Raw genomic sequence first — 20,769 nt, 5'->3', positions numbered from 1 at the left:
ATGAACAAAATACCAGGGCAATTCGTTATTGTAGATGCATTGCAAAAGTTTAAAGAGGATATTACTCAAGAACAGTTGAAATATCATCAGCGCAGAGTATTAGTCAGTAAAGAATTTACTTTTGACGCGGCGCATCACTTACATGCATATGAGGGCAAATGTAAAAATCTACATGGTCACACCTATAAAGTTGTTTTTGGAGTAAGTGGATATACAAATGAAATTGGCATGACGATAGATTTTGGAATGATAAAAACAATTTGGCGTGAGCAAATAGAGCCATACTTAGACCACAGATATTTAAATGAGACGTTGCCGTTAATGAATACGACTGCTGAAAACTTGGTTGTTTGGCTTTATGAGCAGATGGAAGCAGCGCTAACTACTGATAAATACTCATCAAAAGACGTGGATGCAAGAACTGAATTTGTTCGGTTATTTGAAACACCAACCAGCTGTGCCGAAGCAAGACGGGAGTGGATGGCAGATTGACTTATAAGGAAAAGCCCATCCCGGTGCTGGAAATATTCGGTCCAACCGTTCAGGGAGAAGGTCTGGTGATTGGACAAAAAACAATGTTTGTTCGAACAGCCGGCTGTGACTATTCCTGTTCATGGTGTGATTCTTCCTTTACATGGGATGGTTCTGCAAAGAATGAAATTAAACAATTATCTGCCCAAATGGTTTGGGATGAATTGAAGACTCTTGGTGGAACCACTTTTGAGCATGTAACAATCTCTGGTGGTAATCCAGCACTTTTAAAGAATATTGGATACTTAGTGGATCTCCTTCATGACCAAGGGATTCGAGTTGGATTAGAGACACAAGGAAGCAGATGGCAAGAGTGGATGGCAGATATTGATGATTTGACGATTTCCCCGAAAGCACCAAGTTCAGGAATGATAACCGATTGGGTTAAATTAGACGAGGTTATCGAGAACTTGAACAATAGTTCTAATGAAATATGTATTAAAGTAGTCATTTTTGATGAAGATGATCTTCAGTATGCTGTACAAGTTCATAAACGGTATCCTCACATGAGGCTAGTTTTGCAGGTGGGTAATAGCGATGTAACGACAGTAGATAGAGAAGGATTAGTGCTTTCTTTATTAGAGAAGTATGAATGGTTGATTAATCAAGTCATGGCTTCCTCGGATTTGAGACAAGTTAAAGTTCTCCCGCAGTTACACACTTTGTTGTGGGGTAACAAACGCGGGGTTTGAAGTGATTTGTTTGGAACAGACGTGATCTTCTATGAAAGTAATTCGAAAGAATCTTCATCCGTTTTTTTACAATACAGAGATTGACAATCACCTGGTATTTGGTATGATTATACTAATAATAAGGGCGTAGTGGCACTTGAAATATATTAAACTATAATTTGGACTTAGAGAGACCCTACTTTTGTAGGGTCTTATTTTTTTAATCAGATCGTCGTTTCTTACTAGAGTTAATTTCTACTTGGAGGAAATTCAATGTCTAGAATCTATGTAGGTTCATTTGTTAAAGTGACTTCTAATTCAATGGGAATTGGAAGTTTATCTGCCATTTCAGCAGACAAGAAAACAGCCGAGGTAACTTATTTTCACTCAATTAATAAACAAACGAGTGACTGGTTTTCTGTGCTTGATATTCAATCGGTAGTATTGGAGCACCAGACGAGATGTTACTACTATGATGTGGAAAAAGAAGAGTGGAAGATGGGGAGGGCTCTTCGCAAACTTAATGATGAGTACGAAGTCGATTTTCCTGATACATATTCTCGTTATATTCCTCAAGAAGATCTATTTGTCCGATGTGCTGATTCTACTACTAATCCTATGGAAGTTTTGTCAATTCTAGGGCAGGAGACGTCTTTTTTTTATCAGAGGCGCAATTCATTTTTACAGATGTTAATAGAACAGCGAGCAGTTGCTAGCGGAATGACGGGATTGATTTCTTCGGGCATTGAGATACTGCCTCATCAAGTTGAGGTAATTCGCCGAGTTTTAGAGGATCCTATACCTCGATACTTACTTGCCGATGAGGTCGGAATGGGGAAAACTATCGAAGCAGGAGTTATCCTTCGTCAGAAGCTATTGGATTATCCAAATCATCAGGCAATCATTTTGGCTCCTAACTATTTGTTAACTCAGTGGGAAGACGAATTAACACAGCGTTGTCTAATAGATCAATTTCCTGAGCGAATTCATTTTGCTGGGTTAGAATCTATTGATAATAATTACAACAACATACCAGACATCATTATTGTAGACGAGGCACATGAATTAGCAAGAATGGCTTTCTCTAAGGATCCTGTTGAACAAAGAAACTATGACATTTTGAAAAATATGTGTCATAGTGCTAAAACATTGCTTTTGTTATCTGCTACTCCAGTGTTAAACAATGAATGGGAGTTCTTGTCTATGCTGCATATTTTAGCGCCTGAGCAACACCGTTTAGAGGACATTGATGCCTTTAGATACAAGTTAAATAAGAGACAAGAAGTAGGTAAAGGTCTATTGTCATTTCGAGAGGAGACGAAACCGTTCTTAATTCAGAGACGAATTGGAAATTTCCGAATTCTCTTTAGTGAAGATAAATTATTAATGTCATTATTAGACGAATTGGAAATGACTTTAGATTCTAAGTATGAAGAAAAACGGAAGGAATTGATTCGCCGCATACGTATACATATATCAGAAACCTATCGCTTACATCGTCGGATGCTTCGTAATCGAAGGGATAATGCTACATCCTTGTTTCAACATCACAGGGGAGAGCTACCGGTTATGGAAGAGTGGGATCTGGATGAGAGAACGGAAGAACTTCATCTTATTTTGGATGATTATCGTATAGAATCGTGGGCAGCAGAGAGGGAGGTATGGGAGGATGAAAGTGCAGTCACTTCCCCTCGGCTTAGTATTTGGAGGTCTTTTCTTGAAGCAGTATGCACCGATGAAAATTTGCTTCGTGATCTAGTTAAAATTCGTAAAGAACAAAAACTGATAGAAGATATGTCTGAAATCTTCAGTAAAATTAATTTGCAGTATATTGTTGAGACTCCGCATTTTGAGGGAGAATCAGAAATGTTGGATCGCCTATTGAGAGTATTTGCTTACCCTAGTGAAATGGGGGATAAAAATCAATTACTAGCGACAATGATTCAACATACTCAAACACGGGCACAACACAAAAAAAAGTCCCCTCAAAAAATTATAGTATTCACTCAACATACTCGTGTCTGTAAGCAGGTTACTCAGTTTCTGAAAGAAACGTTTGGTGATGAGGCAGTAGGCGGATATTATATGGGATTGAATAGAGAGCAAATTGAGTTAGTTACAACTAATTTTCGTGATAATAGCGAGTGTCAGATACTCGTATGTGATAAAACTGGTGAAATAGGTCGTAATTTTCAGTTTGCAGATGAAATGATTCATTATGACCTGCCGTTTGCTCCAAATCAACTGGAACAGCGAATTGGACGACTTGATCGTATAGGTCGTAATAAGCCATTTCGAATATCAGTTCTAACTGGCCCAGATGCAGAGGTCAATTATCAGTGGGGATGGCATCAATTTTTGAAAGAAGGCCTAAATATTTATAACGATTCAATATCATCTTTGCAATTTTTCATTGATGCTATCCTACCCGACGTTTTACGCGATCTTTATATTGATGGGTTACCAGGGTTAGAAAAAAGCATAGAGGGAATGAGGGTTAAAATTCATGATGAGAAAGTGCGGATTGCTGAACAACAGATTATTGATGAAATCGATGCTCATGAGCAACAGGCAAATGGTTTCTTTGATCAGTTAGTTCTTCACGAAAGCAATCCAGAGAGAATACAGCAATCACTTGAGCCTTGGGTATGTGAAGCTATGAGATTTAAAAAAATTGAAAAAGAAGGCCGAATTATTTACAAGCCCGCTTTTGGCACGCTTTTACCTACGCAACACTTGGTTGCTCTTAACGAGCAGATGGAAAGACCAGGTTGCTTTGATCGCGAAATTGTGATTAAAAACAACAACTACAAATTGTTTCGTCTTGGTGATCCATTCTTTGATATTCTTAGTGAATATTTACGTAAGGATGATCGAGGTCAAACTTATGCATTTTGGAGAAAAGTAAAGTCTTGGACACAAGATACAGATTGGTTAGGATTTCGCCTCCTTTACATTGTAGAGGGGGATCTTAAACCGTTATTAAATCTATTAGAGGTAAGGGGTCTCCAAGTGGATTCAAAAGTATATCAACGACTATTGGATAAGTTCTTCGAGCCTACTTATGTCGAAGTTATACTTGATTATCAAGGCAATAGAGTAGATGACGAACTTGAATACTTGCTGGCTAGGCCCTATTGTGATGTGGAAGACGGTGGAACGGATACGAGTATAATAAAAGATAGATTAAAAGTAATACGTGACATTTTTACAACAAAGCAATGGCAAAAAGTATGTGATTTGATTTCATCCCAGTCACGCCAATATTTAAATGAGGATCCTAAGTTTATTGAAAAATGCAGAACAAAAGCAGAAGTTGCAATCAACCATTTCAATTATTTAAAAGTTCAAGTGGAGATGAGAAAACTTTTCGAAGGTGATTCGGTAACATATGATGTATTTGACGAGGAGCAGTATGAGGCTATAGTCCAGGGTATAAAGCAACCCAAAGTTCAGTTGGATTCGGCAGGATTTATAATTTTATCAGGAAGGGACTTGTTGAAGTCAGTGCGAAGAGGAGGGACCACATTTTGAATGAATTTGATGAATTGCAGGAATGGATTCTAAATGAAAACTTAATCTTTAAACCAAGCAATCCTTTTATTAGTAGATTTGTTGAAGCAATTCAGAGTGGTGCCATTGGGATGGATTTAGCAGCACTGATTCGGGGCGTTTTACGTTATGAATCTGAAAGAAGTGGAGGGGAGCGCATATTTCTGCGTGTCCCTCGCAGAGCCAATTGGCCAAATGAATTAATGTATAAATTAGTTGGAATAGTTATATTGGATGAAGTTCGGGATTCGTATTTATTGTGTGCTGAGACTTGGTTGCCTAATTGGCTCCCACAGGCCGATAAAGAAGGTCCTGAAAGACCACTTTTTGCATTGAAACCACGTAATCAAATGAAGGAAGTAGAAGGAGATCCATTTTTAAAGGAAGTAAATAGACTGAATTACAGATGTAATGCACAGCGTGCTGCAGTGCGCACTGTGCTTACTTCACCTCAAGATGCAACAATATTATTAAACCTTCCTACTGGAACTGGAAAAAGTTTGTGTGGACAATTGCCAGCGCTCCTGTTCTCAAGACAAGAAGGCGTTACGGTCGTCGTAGTTCCAACCGTTGCACTAGCTTTGGATCAGGAACGTGCATTAATGCCACTGATTAATCGGCCATCTGCATATTTTTCCAGTAGTTCACGTCAAAGAGAAAATAAAGAAATTCAAGAATCGATAATGAATGGAACGCAGCGTATCGTATTTGCCTCTCCAGAAAGTGTTCTTGAATCTTTAGATTATTCGTTGCAGATTGCTGCTGAGCGTGGTTATTTCAAGATGTTAGTCATTGATGAAGCGCATATTGTTTCTGGCTGGGGTGAGGGGTTTCGTCCTGCATTTCAAGAACTTGCAGGATGGCGTAAAATGATGTTGCGTCATTCAGTTACTCCATTCCGTACGTTACTACTTTCTGCAACTGTGACCGAAGATTGTTTGGAAACATTACAAATTCTATTCGGTAGTCCGGTACAACTTAAGATGTTCTCATCGGTAACTCTTCGACCAGAACCGGCTTATTGGATGAGAAAGTGTTCAAGCAGAACGGAGAAAATTAATAAGATGTTGGAGGCAATCCGAAGTCTACCACGTCCTCTTATCGTTTATACCACTGAAGTTAAGGATGCCGAAGAAATATACTCAGCAATTCTGGCGGATGGGTACAAACGAATTCGTGTTTTTCATGGAAATACGGGACAAGATGATAGAGAAGCAATTATTCAATTATGGAGCAAAAGGCAGTTGGATATTATTGTTGCTACATCAGCGTTTGGACTTGGTGTTGACCAAGCGGAAGTTCGTGCCGTCATCCATGTCTGTATTCCTGAAAGCATAGACCGTTTTTATCAAGAGGTAGGTCGTGGTGGACGAGATGGGAAGGCATGCCTTTCTCTTCTTATTTATGATGAAGAAGATGTTAGTCGCGGAAGAAGAATGAGTGCTGCTCAACTGATTGGAGTAGAAAAAGGGCGTCTTCGTTGGGACCGGATGTTTGCACGAAAACAGCAACTTCCAGGGCAAATAGATACTTTTCTATTCCCGATTGGTAAGCGCTCTAAAAGAATTAATGGTAGAAATGATTATAATGAACAGTGGAACCTACGTATTCTAACAATGATGTCGCGTATGGGGATAATTGAATTTGATTGGGGAGTAAGGGGACAGATTTCAGATTCAAATGATAATATTACACGAGTTGTACGGATTCTAAAACACCATCATCAAGAAGAAAGTTTCTGGAATGAGGTGGAGAAATATAGGAGGTCGAGCAGGGGGAATGATAGAGAAGAGTTCGATCTTATTAATAGGTTACTGAAAGGTGAAGAATGTGTTTCTGATGTGTTGAAAGATCTCTATTCTATTAACGATCATTCTGAAGGAAGATACACAAAAAATTCTGTTGTTGCTGTACCAGCTTGTGGAGGATGTCCAGCATGTCGAAGAACGAACAAACTTCCTAGAGGAGTTCCTGGCACATCGTACCCCCTTCAATGGCCTGCTGAAAATACTACAACAGAATTACTTGAAAAGTACTTAGATCCTGTCCGACATCAGTTGTTATTGTTTAGGGAAGCAAAAGGAAGTATGCAAAATGCTTACAGTATGCGAGAAAAACAAAATATGTTTAGGACAATTCAATGGTTTCTACATCAAGGAATCCGGCATATTGTTGCAGATTCAAAATGGATTCAATGGATAAAGGAACATGAAGCATTGTCACAACGACATATATTCTTTACATCTTCTTTAGGTGAACATTCACGTCGTGCACGTGTAAAGTGGCAAATACCTACATTGGTTATTAATGAACAACCAGAAGATTCAGTAAATGTTTTTCGTTGGATGGAGCAACCAACTACCAAAGAAAATCCTGTTATCTTTATAGTTTCTAGTACAATGGCGAATCCAATACGTCCTGAAACGTTGTTGCAGAATACCTCGAATATACGATTTTATCAGTATGAAGTTTTTAAGCAGGAGGTCGGAATATGAGTTTAATTAAAACACCAGAAGCTTCTCCAGCACGTATATATGCCATTTATGCACTGATGGCTCAAATGAATGGACAACGATTAGAGATTGATGCACTTAAGAAGATGATTATGCCATCTGTTTTTGCTTCTCAAAATCTGGAGCGTAGTGAAACGGATTTTATTGGGAAAACAATCCCTGAGATGATTTCACTTGGACTTATTCAGCAAGAGAATAACTTCTTGGAAATAACCGATACAACGATTCCAAAGGGATCAATATCTTCCCAAATAGCTATGCTTCTGCCACATACCATTAGAAAAAGAGCATTAGTTCCAGAGGAAGGGCAAAATGATGATTTAGGAAGAATCATTGCATGGTACTTGTCACAGAACCCATATCGAGCACCTGGTAATTGGAAAGAAGTTGAAGAAGCACTATTAAAGCAATTAAACGACAAAATGGAATGTTCTAGTGATGCTCGTTATGGTCAGTTTGAAGATTGGTCTCTGTATTTAGGTTTTACTACTCGTATATTGAAACAACTGATACCAGACCCTACAAAAGTAATTAGATACTTTCTACCTGAACTATTTCATGACAGTCAAACTCATCTTATAGATACGATTGTTCATAGATTGGCAAAGTTATGCCCGGTATTTGAGCATGGTAGTTATCGGAGAAAAATGAATGACATATATGGAACAGAAGAACTGCTTCAGAATCACTTATCACAGTCAACCTCTTATGCTTGGCTGAGGTTGCAGGACGAAGGCATTGTTGATTTGAAAATGAAATCGGATGCAGACGTTTACGTTTTAACGGCACAAGAGAAAAAATATCGTTATTCTGAAATAACATGGAATGGATAGGAGGAAGAGATTTGAAGCCATTGTTGTGTTGGCAGACAGAGCAAGTATATAAAGTTATGGATAAGGATGCGCTACATGTTCAGCAGCACTTATTTCTTGCTACTCACCATCCAATTAAGATGTATAAACAGACGGCAAGCCCAAAAGTTCACGACAAAGGTGCATCTTACGATGAGACAACTTTCTTAAATAACTTTACATCTGGAAAAGATCAAGTTTTTGTTCCCATTCTTGGAGAATCAGGAACAGGGAAATCACATCTTATTCGCTGGTTACATGCAAAGATAGATAAAAGAGGACGTAAGGTCCTGCTTATTCCTAGGTTAACAAACCTTAAAGAAATCATCCTTATGATATTGGAAGATCTCGAAGATCCATTGTTTGAAGAATATCGGCAACGTGTCCGACATTCAGTAGGTAATATAACGTCCGAACAAGCAAAAGAAATATTACATAACAACATTACTCTTGCCATCGGTAAGAATGGTAACCATGTGGTTGAACGCTTAAGTGATGCTGAACTGTTTCTCATGGAAAATTTACCTCATCTATTTCGTGATCCAGCATTCATTCCCGAGTGGTTTAAAGGAGATGGGATTATCCATCAGTTGGCGGAACATATTGTTGGTGGTAACGGAGGCCGCTTAAATGAACGTCGAGAATTCACTATTCAGGATTTACCAATAAATCTGACATATATTAACCGTGCAAGCGAAGATGCTCAGTATGTTTATAGTGAACTTGTAGCAGATTATCAACTACAGCAAGAGGCAGTTGAATGGATCAATCGAAATTTGGATCAAGCGATTTCTACAATGCTTAGCTTGTCTAGTACCGATTTGGTAAAAATCATGAAACAGATACGTATTGAATTAGCAGCCAAAAATATTGAACTTATTTTACTCATAGAAGATTTCACTGTACTACAAGGCATTGATTATCAACTACTTGATGCGCTTATCTACACATCCGCTAAAAATAATGATACCAAAACATTAGAAGATGAAGAGGAAAAAGACAAACTATGTAATATGCGCGTTGCTCTTGGCTGTACAACTGGATATTTCCAAAGGTTTGAAGATACTGTCCTAACAAGAATCTCCTTTAGGGTGACGCTTGATGTTGGAGAAGATTTAGTGCCCCCGGAAGAGATAGAGAGATTTTCTGCTAAATATCTAAATGCTTTGCGTACTCCTGAGCAAGAAATTAGGCAGTGGGCTTTAGATAAAGAGAATACTAAACCGTTGAGGTCTGCATGTGAGGACTGTTCTTTTGTTGAATCATGTCACGAAGCATTCGGACAAACAGATGGGATTGGATTATATCCTTTTAACAAAAAGGCACTTCAAATAATGTACAAAAGAGGAACCTCAGAGGAGAATTTCAATCCTCGTCTCTTAATAGGAAAAGTATTGCGTTATATTTTAGAGAATTACGCAGAACCAATATGTGAAGGACAATTTCCATCACCGGCGTTGTTCGACCATTTTGGTGGCAAATCCATAAATCGACTTTCCGTAATAGCCCAAAAGGAGATAGAACGCCTTGATCCAGTTCATTATGACCGACGATTAGCTTTAATTGAATTGTGGACAGAAGAATACGATGTAGTTGATTTTCATACTTTTATTCATGAAGCATTCAACCTTCCACCTTTACATGATCGAAGAGTTTTCTTGCAAGAGGCAGCAACTAGTCAACAAGCAAACGGAGAATTAGTTGTTGATTATACGTCAAAAGATCAGTTTTCAATAAGAGAGCACTCTCCAGAGAATAAGCAAAATTTAAAAAATGAAATTGAGTCTATCTCAAGGTCGCTTGATGATGAATTACCGCAATCCTTGATGGAACGTATACAGATCCTAGATCAATGGGCTAACGGGGGTTCTTTAAGTCAAAGTCATACACAATTTATGCGTGATATTTTGTTTGAGGCAGTTAATGATTATATTAACTGGGATTTTGAGCAAATAAATCAGAAATGGTTCCAAGATAACGGCCTATGGTCAAAACGAAGTATAAATTTTGAATCTCAATCTACACAGCAAAAGCAAGCGTTAGGTCAAATTCGTTTGAATTTACCATGTAGGGAAAATGAACGAAAAGATACAGCACTTACTCTTCAAGGGTTGATCTACCATCAATACTATAAGCACTGGGAATTTAACAAAGGATCTGAATTTTTACGTTACTCTGCCCGTTATCTTGAGCAATGGTGTTCCATGCTAATAAAGCAGATGCGTCAAATTCCTTTAAATAATGAAGCATTCGACCCTCTTCCACTGGCTTTAGATGTGCTTGCAATAACTGCCGCAATGGGGGGGGCAGTTAAGAATAATTCTCCTGAAGGCATAACTGAAGTTCTTTTTAACCCTATCGCTTTACCAAGTGGCGTAAGGACATCAGAGTGGATTAAATTATTTGAATTATTACTCCTTCATAGAGAAGAAATAAAAAGTATAGCGCTAGCAAGGTTGTCTATCATTAAAGGTGAAACCAGAAATCGTGTGAGAATGGTGGATGCTTCAATAGTTTATAATCATGTTATGAATTTGAATTTGAGTAATTTAACCTTACCTCCAGATGATAAGGTGGGTGCATTTGATAAATTAATTAAATGCTCGGATATGTTACGCATGCAAGTATGCCAGGTGATGGAGTCTGAGCATCAAGATAAATTGAAGTGGACGGAAAAAATGAAGGAGACCTTTGGGGATACGTTAGACGGAAAGGCAACTGCTATGCAAGTCAACGAAGCATTAAAAACTGCTGTTTCATCTGCAACATTACGAGGAGATCAACATGAAATTCAGGCGGCTACTGCTACTCTAGAAGCTAGATCAATTAGCAACATAGTCCGAATTATTAGTGATAATGAAAAAAAACATGGTTTAGAACTGGCAGTTTCTTTAGGTAAATTGGCTACAAAACATATAACAGATATTACGAATAGCTTAACAATAATAGAAAAATTTTTAGAGCAGTCTACTAAAAAAGTTGAAAATGATCTGGTTCACCTACAAGGCAATGAAGCAGTACTGGAACTCGAAACAATTAGAAATGATATACAAAAGGATTTGGATTTAGTTGAATTAGCTTTTAAATCTTTTTAAAGGAGATGGGAAAATGCTTGCTGTAAAAGCGGCAACATTCATTGAGTTAGTAGAGAAAAAAAAGCTATTTGAAAAAAATAAAGAACAGATTCAATTGTATAAAACACGTCAAGGTGAACTTCGTAATGCTCTTATCGAATTAGCAAAGATTCGGTCTAAATACTTGTTAATGCGAGATGCTGGGATACCTTGTCCAGAATTAACAGAGATGCTTAGCCCTGTAGAAGTAATAGCAAACGATAAGGCGCAATTATTTATTGAGAATCCGCAGGTGGTTCTGGAGAAGACATCTTTCCATGCATTTATAAAGGTCATTAGTACTACTGTGACATCAGTTGGCCAAGAGTTATTGCAAGAATGGAAACTATATATCGAAAGTTTAATGCCCAATATACAGCAAGATACTTTAAGTATATTTAAGAGAGTGCCTGCTTTCAAACGGGAAACTGAACTTATAGAACAACATATGGATTCATTACGATTTCATAAGAGTAAATTACCGAATGATAGTGCCGAAATTGAAAATTTAAGAGAAGTGAGTAAAGTGCTACATCAACTTTGGATTAAGTTTGGTCAAGGGAATTTTCCTCCGAACATACTAGAATTTCTCAGGTTGGCAGGAAGTTCGACGGGAGCACCTTTGTCAATTTTAACGGAAGATGTATTGAAATGGCTTAATGAACATGGGATTTATAATGATTGCACTATTCGGATTTAAGCGTTAACTGCTTATAGTACGATCTATTGAATTGAGGGGACCTAAGATGGACTGGAAGCAATTATTCTTGAATGAGTTGGAAGCAGAAGAAGCTAAATATCTTTCTTGGGGATATGTGGAAGGATATTTCACTGATGAAGAATTGACAAGTATGGCCGAATCTTTTATTGAGAGGCATGAGATTCATGATCTCTCAGCAGAGGAATTAATAAATGCATTGCTTGAAGACTTGCATATCTCGATGTTGCCATCTAGAGATGGTGAGGTATGGCGAACGCGGATGGCGGAAACGGTTAGATTAATCGCACGTTTGCGGCAGTGGTTTCCTACAAAGGCATGGCAATCCTCTCCAACTTTGGTTGCCGATTTTCGTTTTCAGGAGAGGTTGCGTATTTATCCCAAAAGACATATCAAAGCCCAATCACTAATCGACACCACTAAAGGATTATTAAATTCATTAGAGGTTGATGTGCTTCGTTATTTCTTGGAAGGCAAGGGCTCTGATTATAAGTTGTCTGACTTTCAGCAAGAAGCTGCTCTTCAAATGTTTAAAGATCTTCAAGATGAACAATCTCGAGGCTTTATCGTGACAGCTGGCACCGGGACTGGTAAGACATTGTCGTTTTATTTGCCAGCTTTAACGTGGATTGCTGCGCGCATTGATATTACAAATTGGATAAAAGCAGTTGCTTTATATCCAAGAAATGAACTTTTAAAAGATCAGTTTATGGACACTTTTAAAGAGGTTCTCGAATTAAATAAAATGAAATCTTTGGAACGTCCTATCTCAATCGGTGCAGTTTTTGGAGACACACCTACTAATCAAAATCAGGTAAAAAGTAAATGGAAAATGACAGCGCAAGGCTATGTCTGTCCATTCCTGAAATGCCCTGGTTGCAAAAGTGATCTAATTTGGAGTAAGTCAGATCATGATAGTAATCTCGAACGACTAATTTGTGTTAAGAGGGAATGTAATACTGTTATTGAGGGTGAAGTTTTACCGTTAACCCGAAACAAAATGCGAAGAAACCCACCAGATATTTTATTTACAACAACGGAAATGATGAATCGTTATATGAGTGATCATAATTATGGTTCGCTTATTGGAATTGGTACATCTCAACCTCCTCGAATTGTGTTACTTGATGAGGTTCATACCTATACTGGAACCCACGGTGCACAAGTTGCACTGTTATTACGCAGATGGCAGCATGCTCTAGGTGGAGTGCCGCTTCAATTTGTTGGCTTATCCGCAACATTGCGGGATTCAGGTGACTTTTTTAGCCAGTTAACAGGGCTGGCACGCTCCAAAGTTGCTGAAATTGATTCATCATATGGTGATTCTGAAGAAAAGGGAAAGGAGTACCAGTTGTTACTACGTGGAGATCCGGCATCGGGTACTTCGTTGCTCTCAACAACAATTCAGACGGCTATGCTACTGCGTCGAATGTTAGATAGAACACCACTAGATGGGAATGGCACTACATTTGGTTCAAAATTGTTTTTATTTACGGACGACTTGGATGTTACCAATAGACTATTTCACACACTTCTTGATGCTGAAGCTAGAGATAGCAATCAGAACAATTATCCAATAAAAATTGACCGAGATCCACTTGCTGCTTTACGGAGTCATAATAATGATGAGACAAAACAACGAATGCAGAATGGGCAATCATGGTTATTTGCTGAAGATATCGGTCACGACTTGGCCCAATCTTTAATTGTTGGAAGGACCAGTTCACAGGACACAGGTGTGGATCCAAAAGCGGAAGTTATTATAGCTTCTCCCTCACTTGAAGTGGGTTTCAACGATAAATTAGTTGGAGCAGTTATTCAGCACAAAGCCCCACGTGATTTGGCTTCATTTGTACAGAGAAAAGGACGTGCTGGTCGGGGCCCAGATATGCGTCCATGGATGGTCACTGTCTTATCTGACTTTGGCCGAGATAGATACATGTATCAAAGTTATGAAACACTGTTTCAACCTGTTCTAGAGAGACAAGAGTTACCAATTATGAATCGTTATGTGTTGCGGATTCAAGTTGTTTTTGCTTTTATGGATTGGATCGCTTATGAATTAAGGCAGGAAAAAATTAAGGTAGGAAGCCTGTGGCAAATGTTTGCACAACCTCTTGATCAAAGCCATCAAGATCAGTATCAAAAACCACGGGGAGAAACACGTAAATTAATTAAGAAAGTGATAGATGATAGCTCATTGCGGGCTAGAATGGAAACTTATATTCGGAAAGCATTGAGTATATCCCAGCAAGATGTTAGAGCTATTTTATGGGATCCTCCTCGTTCACTTATGTTAGAGGTTCTTCCAACGCTGCTTAGGCGGTTAGAAACGAATTGGGGGGTAGTAGGAGATTCTCGCGCTAAAGAGACACACATATCTAATCATCCACTACCAGAGTTTGTGCCATCGACGTTATTCAGTGAACTTAGCCTGCCAGAGGTCAGCATTGTTCTGCCTTCTGATAAAGTTGAAGATCAATCAATGGATATTCTACAGGCGTTGAATACTTTTGCGCCAGGACGTGTATCTAGAAGGTTTGGAATCGATCATAGTAGAGAAAGTCATTGGATTGCCCCACCTACGCTTAAACCGAGTGAAACTGGAGAGTCATCAGAGTTAATGATCTCAACATTTTGTAATGAAGACGAATATTCAATTCTTGGCATATTTTCATATATTAACAAAGACGGTAGTGTTGTTGAACTGCCAGTAATCCGACCGTGGAAATTGAAACCTGCACAATCTAATTTTAATGTTGATACTAAATCTAATGCTCATTTGGTTTGGAAGTCTCAGATTTTTCCGTCTGTACAAGCATTTATTGAAAATGAAGAAAAAACACCCTCTGATGATGGCGAATACGGTAGAGATGTAGAAGTTCCTACAGGACTGTATTGGTCATCTCTTTTGAAGGATATTCGTTTTTTTACACATGATACATTTAGCGCTGTTACAGTAAGAAGGTTTGTTATCGGTTCGGAAGCATCTGTAAGATTAGTTACTCAATCGGATCCGGTGCAACTTTCTATTCGATTTGGTTTAGAGCCTGGAAAAGCGGCGGCTTTAGGATTTGTCCAACAAGTTGATGGTATTCGCTTCGAATTGATGAATATTCCAGATACTATTATTTCATCTGCTGATTTAAATACTGCGAAACTTCGATCATTTCGGACAATGTATTTTCAGCATTCTGTTATGAATGATCCATGCTTAATGGAACAAGGGAACATGTTTGTGCTGGAGCGTATGGCGGAGATCTACCTGTCTGCTTTGTTACAAATTGCACTAATCAATGATCTCTCTTTAACAGAAGCTTGTGACTATATTCATTCAAATGATTTTCCAAAGATAATGAATAATGTGATGCATGTTATTTTTCAAGTATTAGAAAAGGAAGAGATCTCTGATATTGAAGAGGAGGCTCACTATCAGCGGACTCATCTCAAGTTAAAAGCTTTATTCGAGATCCCATTAGTAGGCGAAAGATTAAAATCATTAGCGGTTATTCTTTGGTCAGAGGAAACAGAAGACTGGAAAAAATGGGCTAAAAAGCGTTGGATCGCTACGTTAGGTGAAGCAATATTGGCAGCATGTTTAGAAATTGCTGGTCCTCATCGTAATGGTGAATTGCTTCTCGATATTGGTGGTGGACCTCAAAGACAAGATGACGGAAGTTGGTTGGATAAAGATCAAGAGATCTGGGTTACGGAAACAATTGAGGGTGGGAGTGGCATTATCGAGGAGATTATTAAGCAGTATAAAAGAGATCCTCGGAGGTTTTTCAGATTAATAGAAAGTTCTCTTACACCGTCTGATGCCGAAATTGTTCATAGTGAGTTGTCACGTATATTCAAAGAAACACAGATAAATGAAGAACTTCAAAGTCAACTTTACGAGTTCCGTAACGCTAATGGATATAAGGAAACTACTAAAGCGGTAGAGGGAATTAAGAAAGTTATGGAGCGTTCTGGAATATTAGTGACACATCCTGTGATGAATGGACTATTTAACCGTCTGCTAAGACCTGGAAGTAATCAACAAACTGATTGTTTTATGTTCGAGTTATTACAATTATGGGAGAGAGAAGAAAGTAGACTTGGTATCGAAATGGATGCTCGTGTCTTTGCTTATGTCGCTAGTGTAGATAGTGGGAAGTCAGCAAATTTAATATCAGCACTTGATCACATTGATCCTCGTGCATCTGATGATGTTAATTGGCGATTTAATGTGATTTACGGCATGATTTGGCCAAGAGGTTCACAAATTCGTCGTAGAGCATTAGAGTCATACAATCCATTTACGTCTCCGATTCCGACGGATCGTGAATTATTGTTGAATACAGTGAAACTCCATAAACGCGTCGAATATTGTGCACCTAATTGGAGAGATCAGATGATAGAATTTCTTATCTCATATGGATCTGTTCAGTTGCTTGTTCAGCAGGATAACAAACTAGAAATCAATGATATTATTCTAAGTCTTACTGCAGAACCTCTTGATTTAGGCTTCTTACATTCCTACCCTCGAGTAGAAGGAATTACGAGAGACAATGGAATGTTTATCATTCATTTTGAAATTCGGGAGGCACTTTTATGACACGATATATATATACCAATGCTGCTTCTCGAGAGATACCGGATTTATTACAAAGCATCCTCGTCGCCGAACTAATTAGGCCGAGCCGTTGGCTCTTCCTTGCTTCACCATGGATTTCAGATATTCCAGTCATCAATAATAGAGCCAATGAATTCATGTTACTTAATCCAGAATGGGCTCGGAAAAACATTACTTTTACTGATGTCATTGTGGAGTTAATGGAGAGGGGAACTGAATTTTTTCTTGAAACACGCCCCGTTAAATCAAATCAGCAATTCATAGATATTATTAAGAGAAAGACTACCAAACCATGGAATAACCTTCATCAAAATGCTGTTCTTCATCGTAAAGGGTTGTTAGGGGACGGTTACTTTTTGAGTGGATCGATGAACTTTACTAATAACGGAATTACTACACTTGAAGAGTTTGTCCAATATACGGTTGACCCATCTGAAGTTTCGGAGAACAGAATTGTATGGGGACGATCATGGGGGAAGGGGGGAGAATAAATGTTATCTCAGATAGTTCAGGATTTTCTAAAACGATTTTATGCATTACCCAATTTGCTCATATGGGACAAAATCAATACTGGGGACTATGGAGACAGATTTAAACCATATTTAGCTAGATTAGAAGGAGAGTATCCTACTTTTACAGTATTGCCTTACATGGAGCAAGATAAATCATTCACATGGTTTGCAATCGCTTTCAACGAAAACTCATTTACACAAGTGCGAGAAGTGATTCGATCTTTTGTTGGAACCACATACAGCAGTATGGATTTTTATCAAGTAGATAATTTTAATCATATTCAAGATGAAAATGTTAGAAACTTTACTAATGGACATTTTTTTAAATTTCGTGGAAACGATAAGGCCATTGGACAGAAGGTTCAAGATTTATTTCGTCTACTCCGAGAACGACCAGAACGCGGAGTAAGTATACCGACTGACCCAAGTCCGCTATTAAGAACTTTTGAACTAGCTTTACAAGCCGGTGAACATGATCTTGCTGAAGCACAAATAGTAATTTTGGAACGTCATAACTTAATTGATCCTCGTAATGCATTGTTTATGAGAATTGAAATGTTATCAAGATTGAATTGTTGGAAAGAAATTTTGATTCATCCACAAATGGAAGATTTATTAAAATCACCACGACCGGCAAAAGTAACTGAAGGGATCATACGTGCGGTGTACTCGGAGTATCTGGAGATGCTAGAATCAGATTCTGAGAGTATGAAAAAAGTATTTAGTGAAGAGATTTGGCCGGTGTATCAATCATTGTTTCGAGTACGCGGTTCCCTAACACATCCTCATGTTTTAATGTGTTTCATGTTACGCTCGGTCATGCCGGAGGAACCAATGTATGAATTGCGTAATGAAATATTGTCATTGGCTTCTGGACAGGCAATTGAACCGCTACTTCGATCATTAACAAACGGTTCAACTTCTATAACAGAAACATTAGAAATGGTAGTATCTACTTTAGAGGAAGCAAAAAGTCTAGCGGTTAATAGTAGATATGAAGAAGCATTTAAGTTAGCTGTGCAGTTGCCTTTGTCCAAAGAACAGATTCAGTTATTGTTAATATGTGCTTATGAACTACAAGATCTGACCATAGATAAACAAGTAGTGGATTCAATATCGCAGTCAACAACAATAATAGACTGGAAATCAATACTAACTACTAGACATTTGCGCACCTGTTTCGAGTATTTATATCCTTCGAATGATAAAAAATCTAATATACAGGAATCTAATGTTAGTGTTGCGCTTCCAGGATCATGGAATGAATGGTTTGATAAGATAGAGGATTTTGATCTTAATCAAGCAACAATGCTAGCTAGACGTGGGGCAGTGGAATGGCATAGAGATGGATTTCTAGATAATTCAGCTGAAATGGAAAAGTTTAAGAATTTTTTGAAAGATGGCAGTAAGACAACACAAGATACATTGAACTTGTCAATGTTATACTTGTTGCGATTCTTTTCTGAAGATACACAATGGCCACGCGAAGAATTAAAAGATACGTATGGAGAACTTCATCGAATATTTCTTTCTCATATGCAGGGAACATCAGAAGAGATGAAAATCTCGTCAGTTTGGTTGCATACACTACTTAATTTAGGCTTACCAAAAGATCAATATCGAAGTTTATTTGAAGATCTGACAGTGACGTGGAGAAAATATGCATCTAGAGAGTATTTTAGCACTTTAGTGCCAGTTCTTAGTCAATCTGCAGATATTCCTTGTCCAGATCTCTTATCTAGATGTCGTCTTGTACATCAGGTTCAAGATCTGGCATCCAAAAATAAAAATTTTGGGATAGAAGAATGGGCAGAAGTTGAAGATAAATTAATACCAAAGGATTGGGACACATATTTTGGTTTATTGCACTCTGCCCAAAATGACTATCAGTTCTTAGCAGATTGGTATGAGCAGATTCAAAATAAGGATATAGATTGGACACCTACGTCAGCTCTGCGAGTCAATGATTATTTTATTGATTGGATTGTTGAAGAGCCTGAGTCGATAAAAAGATCAATACTAGCACGTGCTCTTCTACCTTTTGTTCAATTCATTGTTCATTACCGTGATTTTCCAAGAATTGATGATGTTGATCTCTACGAAAACTTAGCTGAAGCAATGCGTATATTTTCCAGTAAGAACGAGGAGACGTTACAGGGCTTAATTAAGCTCTTGGATGGTCTTTTACTTAAGAAACCGGGAGAAGCCGATGCGCAGTGGCGCTACATGAAAGAATGGCTAACATTTCAGCCGATTCTACGTTTGCTATCTTCAATATTTGACTGTATGGAGTTATTTCGGGACTATGGCGTTCCGGGAATGGAAATCAAGCCCGTTTGGGATGAATGGGTTGGTAGGCTATATGACAAGTTTGAAAAAGATATGGATTCATTGAGAGATTATCTGATTCTACTTGGTGAAGAGGTATCTGGTAATTATGACGTATTGGAACTGCTTCGTAAACAGGTTCAGGATATTGCACAAGATAACAGCGATCCACTACAAAAATTGCAAAATATGAAAATCACCATTTTTTCCTGTAGAGAGAAGGCAGCTAATCGCGCTGCTGACCAAATAATGAAACGAAATTCCCTTATTACAGTTAATGTTTGTACGAGTGATCGGGCTACAGATCAAACGACGGCATATGCTAGAAATTCTGATTTATCAATTGTGGTTACGGCATGTATCTCCCATGCTCTAACGTATGGTATTAAAGACCATTTGTCGTATGAGCCAATTTATCCTAGAAGTTCTGGAGAGGCGGGAATTATTACACGACTTGAGGAGTATGCTATGAGTTTGAATGCGAGTTAGAATGGAAATATAGTTACAACACAAGTTTCTTGAAAAATAGAGAAATTTGGTATGGAGGATCTGAGGGCATAAGTACTCGTTATAGCCAAGAAGTATAAGGACTTCGGCTGTTAGCTAGCTTACTTTGCCCGCCTTTTCGTATAAGAGCGCAAACGTAATAAATATAGCCGACAGTTTGCTTTTAGCAGTAAGCTGGAATGCGCGTTTTGTCGTAGTAACTTATCCAGGAGAAACTGGCATAGTGGAACGAATCATACAAAGGTAATTTGGCAATGCGTGACCGCAACGAAAAAGGGCAGGAAGCATTGTCCGCATAGCAAGGCTCTATTCGAAAATGTAATTGAAGGTGCTTTTCTTGAATCTTATCAAAGATTGTGCAGTAATCATACGGATGTATTAGATGAGTTGATGGGAAATATGGAAATGGTTCTTAGTAATCAGAACCATATTCGGCAACTAAATAAAGTGAAAAATGAAATCAAGCTATTGGAGCAAAAGCGCTGTAAGCTCATTGATCTTTGCTTGGATGAAAAAATAGATCGAGTTACTTATGAGGAACTGGAAGTCCAACTCAATAAGCTTTTAGCTGAGCAAGCTCAGCTAGAGAGAGGCTCGCAGCAGGAAATTGATTTGGAAAAGAGATTGGAGCATTTGAGAAGGGTGCTGCAAAAGCATGAAGTGCTTTCTTCCTTTGACCTTAATGTATTCGAAAGCATTGTCGAGAAGGTTATTGTAGGAGACTTTGCTGATCCTACACACAGCCAGAACCACACGGGCTGAAGTTCATTTATAAAACGGGCTTCACAAATACCGTCGAAAGCAAGAGTGGAGGTGTACAGTTTACTAACTTGGAGTTGATGTAAAGGATAATCC

11 protein-coding genes are annotated in these 20,769 nt (G+C 38.3%); all 11 read left to right on the top strand.

Features of this window, described 5'->3' with window-relative positions:
- The 11 genes from queD to ABC395_RS22240 all read left to right on the top strand — a co-directional run bounded on the left by queD (position 1) and on the right by ABC395_RS22240 (position 20,676).
- Positions 1–492, top strand: a complete 492-nt coding sequence (gene queD / locus ABC395_RS22290) for a 6-carboxytetrahydropterin synthase QueD (RefSeq protein WP_413006031.1) — start codon at positions 1–3, stop codon at positions 490–492.
- Complete coding sequence (gene queE / locus ABC395_RS22285; RefSeq protein ID WP_413006030.1) at positions 489–1,223, top strand: 7-carboxy-7-deazaguanine synthase QueE; 735 nt, start codon at positions 489–491, stop codon at positions 1,221–1,223. The genes queD and queE overlap by 4 nt, the downstream gene beginning before the upstream one ends.
- 252 nt (positions 1,224–1,475) lie before the next feature.
- Entirely contained in the window at positions 1,476–4,736 is a 3,261-nt protein-coding gene (gene dpdE, locus ABC395_RS22280; RefSeq protein WP_413006029.1) for a protein DpdE, read from the top strand.
- Positions 4,733–7,249 (top strand): protein DpdF, encoded by a 2,517-nt coding sequence (gene dpdF / locus ABC395_RS22275; protein WP_413006028.1) that lies wholly within the window; start codon positions 4,733–4,735, stop codon positions 7,247–7,249. Before dpdE ends, dpdF begins: the two co-directional genes overlap by 4 nt.
- Positions 7,246–8,100, top strand: a complete 855-nt coding sequence (gene dpdG, locus ABC395_RS22270; RefSeq protein WP_413006027.1) for a protein DpdG — start codon at positions 7,246–7,248, stop codon at positions 8,098–8,100. The genes dpdF and dpdG overlap by 4 nt, the downstream gene beginning before the upstream one ends.
- Positions 8,101–8,111: 11 nt before the next feature.
- On the top strand, positions 8,112–11,213 hold the full coding sequence (gene dpdH, locus ABC395_RS22265; protein WP_413006026.1) for a protein DpdH: 3,102 nt from the start codon (positions 8,112–8,114) through the stop codon (positions 11,211–11,213).
- Positions 11,214–11,226: 13 nt separating this feature from the next.
- Positions 11,227–11,931: a hypothetical protein gene (locus ABC395_RS22260; protein WP_413006025.1), complete on the top strand. Its 705-nt coding sequence runs from the start codon at positions 11,227–11,229 to the stop codon at positions 11,929–11,931.
- A gap of 46 nt (positions 11,932–11,977) precedes the next feature.
- Positions 11,978–16,549, top strand: a complete 4,572-nt coding sequence (gene dpdJ, locus ABC395_RS22255; RefSeq protein ID WP_413006024.1) for a protein DpdJ — start codon at positions 11,978–11,980, stop codon at positions 16,547–16,549.
- Positions 16,546–17,058, top strand: a complete 513-nt coding sequence (dpdK, locus tag ABC395_RS22250; RefSeq protein ID WP_413006023.1) for a phospholipase D-like domain-containing protein DpdK — start codon at positions 16,546–16,548, stop codon at positions 17,056–17,058. The genes dpdJ and dpdK overlap by 4 nt, the downstream gene beginning before the upstream one ends.
- On the top strand, positions 17,059–19,896 hold the full coding sequence (locus tag ABC395_RS22245; protein ID WP_413006022.1) for a hypothetical protein: 2,838 nt from the start codon (positions 17,059–17,061) through the stop codon (positions 19,894–19,896).
- 192 nt (positions 19,897–20,088) lie between these two features.
- A complete protein-coding gene (locus ABC395_RS22240; RefSeq protein ID WP_413006786.1) occupies positions 20,089–20,676 on the top strand; it encodes a recombinase zinc beta ribbon domain-containing protein in 588 nt (195 codons plus the stop codon).
- Positions 20,677–20,769: the final 93 nt, after the last annotated feature.

It is taken from the genome of Paenibacillus canaveralius (assembly GCF_047238265.1).
In the GTDB taxonomy this organism is placed as follows: Bacteria; Bacillota; Bacilli; order Paenibacillales; family NBRC-103111; genus Paenibacillus_F.
Note: the sequence above shows the minus strand (reverse complement) of the source record. Positions and strands in the feature narration are given on the sequence as shown.

Coding starts and splice junctions, on each gene's coding strand:
- dpdE (WP_413006029.1), top strand. CDS start 1,476: ATGTCTAGAATCTATGTAGGTTCATTTGTTAAAGTGACTTCTAATTCA.
- ABC395_RS22260 (WP_413006025.1), top strand. CDS start 11,227: ATGCTTGCTGTAAAAGCGGCAACATTCATTGAGTTAGTAGAGAAAAAA.
- ABC395_RS22245 (WP_413006022.1), top strand. CDS start 17,059: ATGTTATCTCAGATAGTTCAGGATTTTCTAAAACGATTTTATGCATTA.
- dpdK (WP_413006023.1), top strand. CDS start 16,546: ATGACACGATATATATATACCAATGCTGCTTCTCGAGAGATACCGGAT.
- dpdG (WP_413006027.1), top strand. CDS start 7,246: ATGAGTTTAATTAAAACACCAGAAGCTTCTCCAGCACGTATATATGCC.
- queD (WP_413006031.1), top strand. CDS start 1: ATGAACAAAATACCAGGGCAATTCGTTATTGTAGATGCATTGCAAAAG.
- dpdJ (WP_413006024.1), top strand. CDS start 11,978: ATGGACTGGAAGCAATTATTCTTGAATGAGTTGGAAGCAGAAGAAGCT.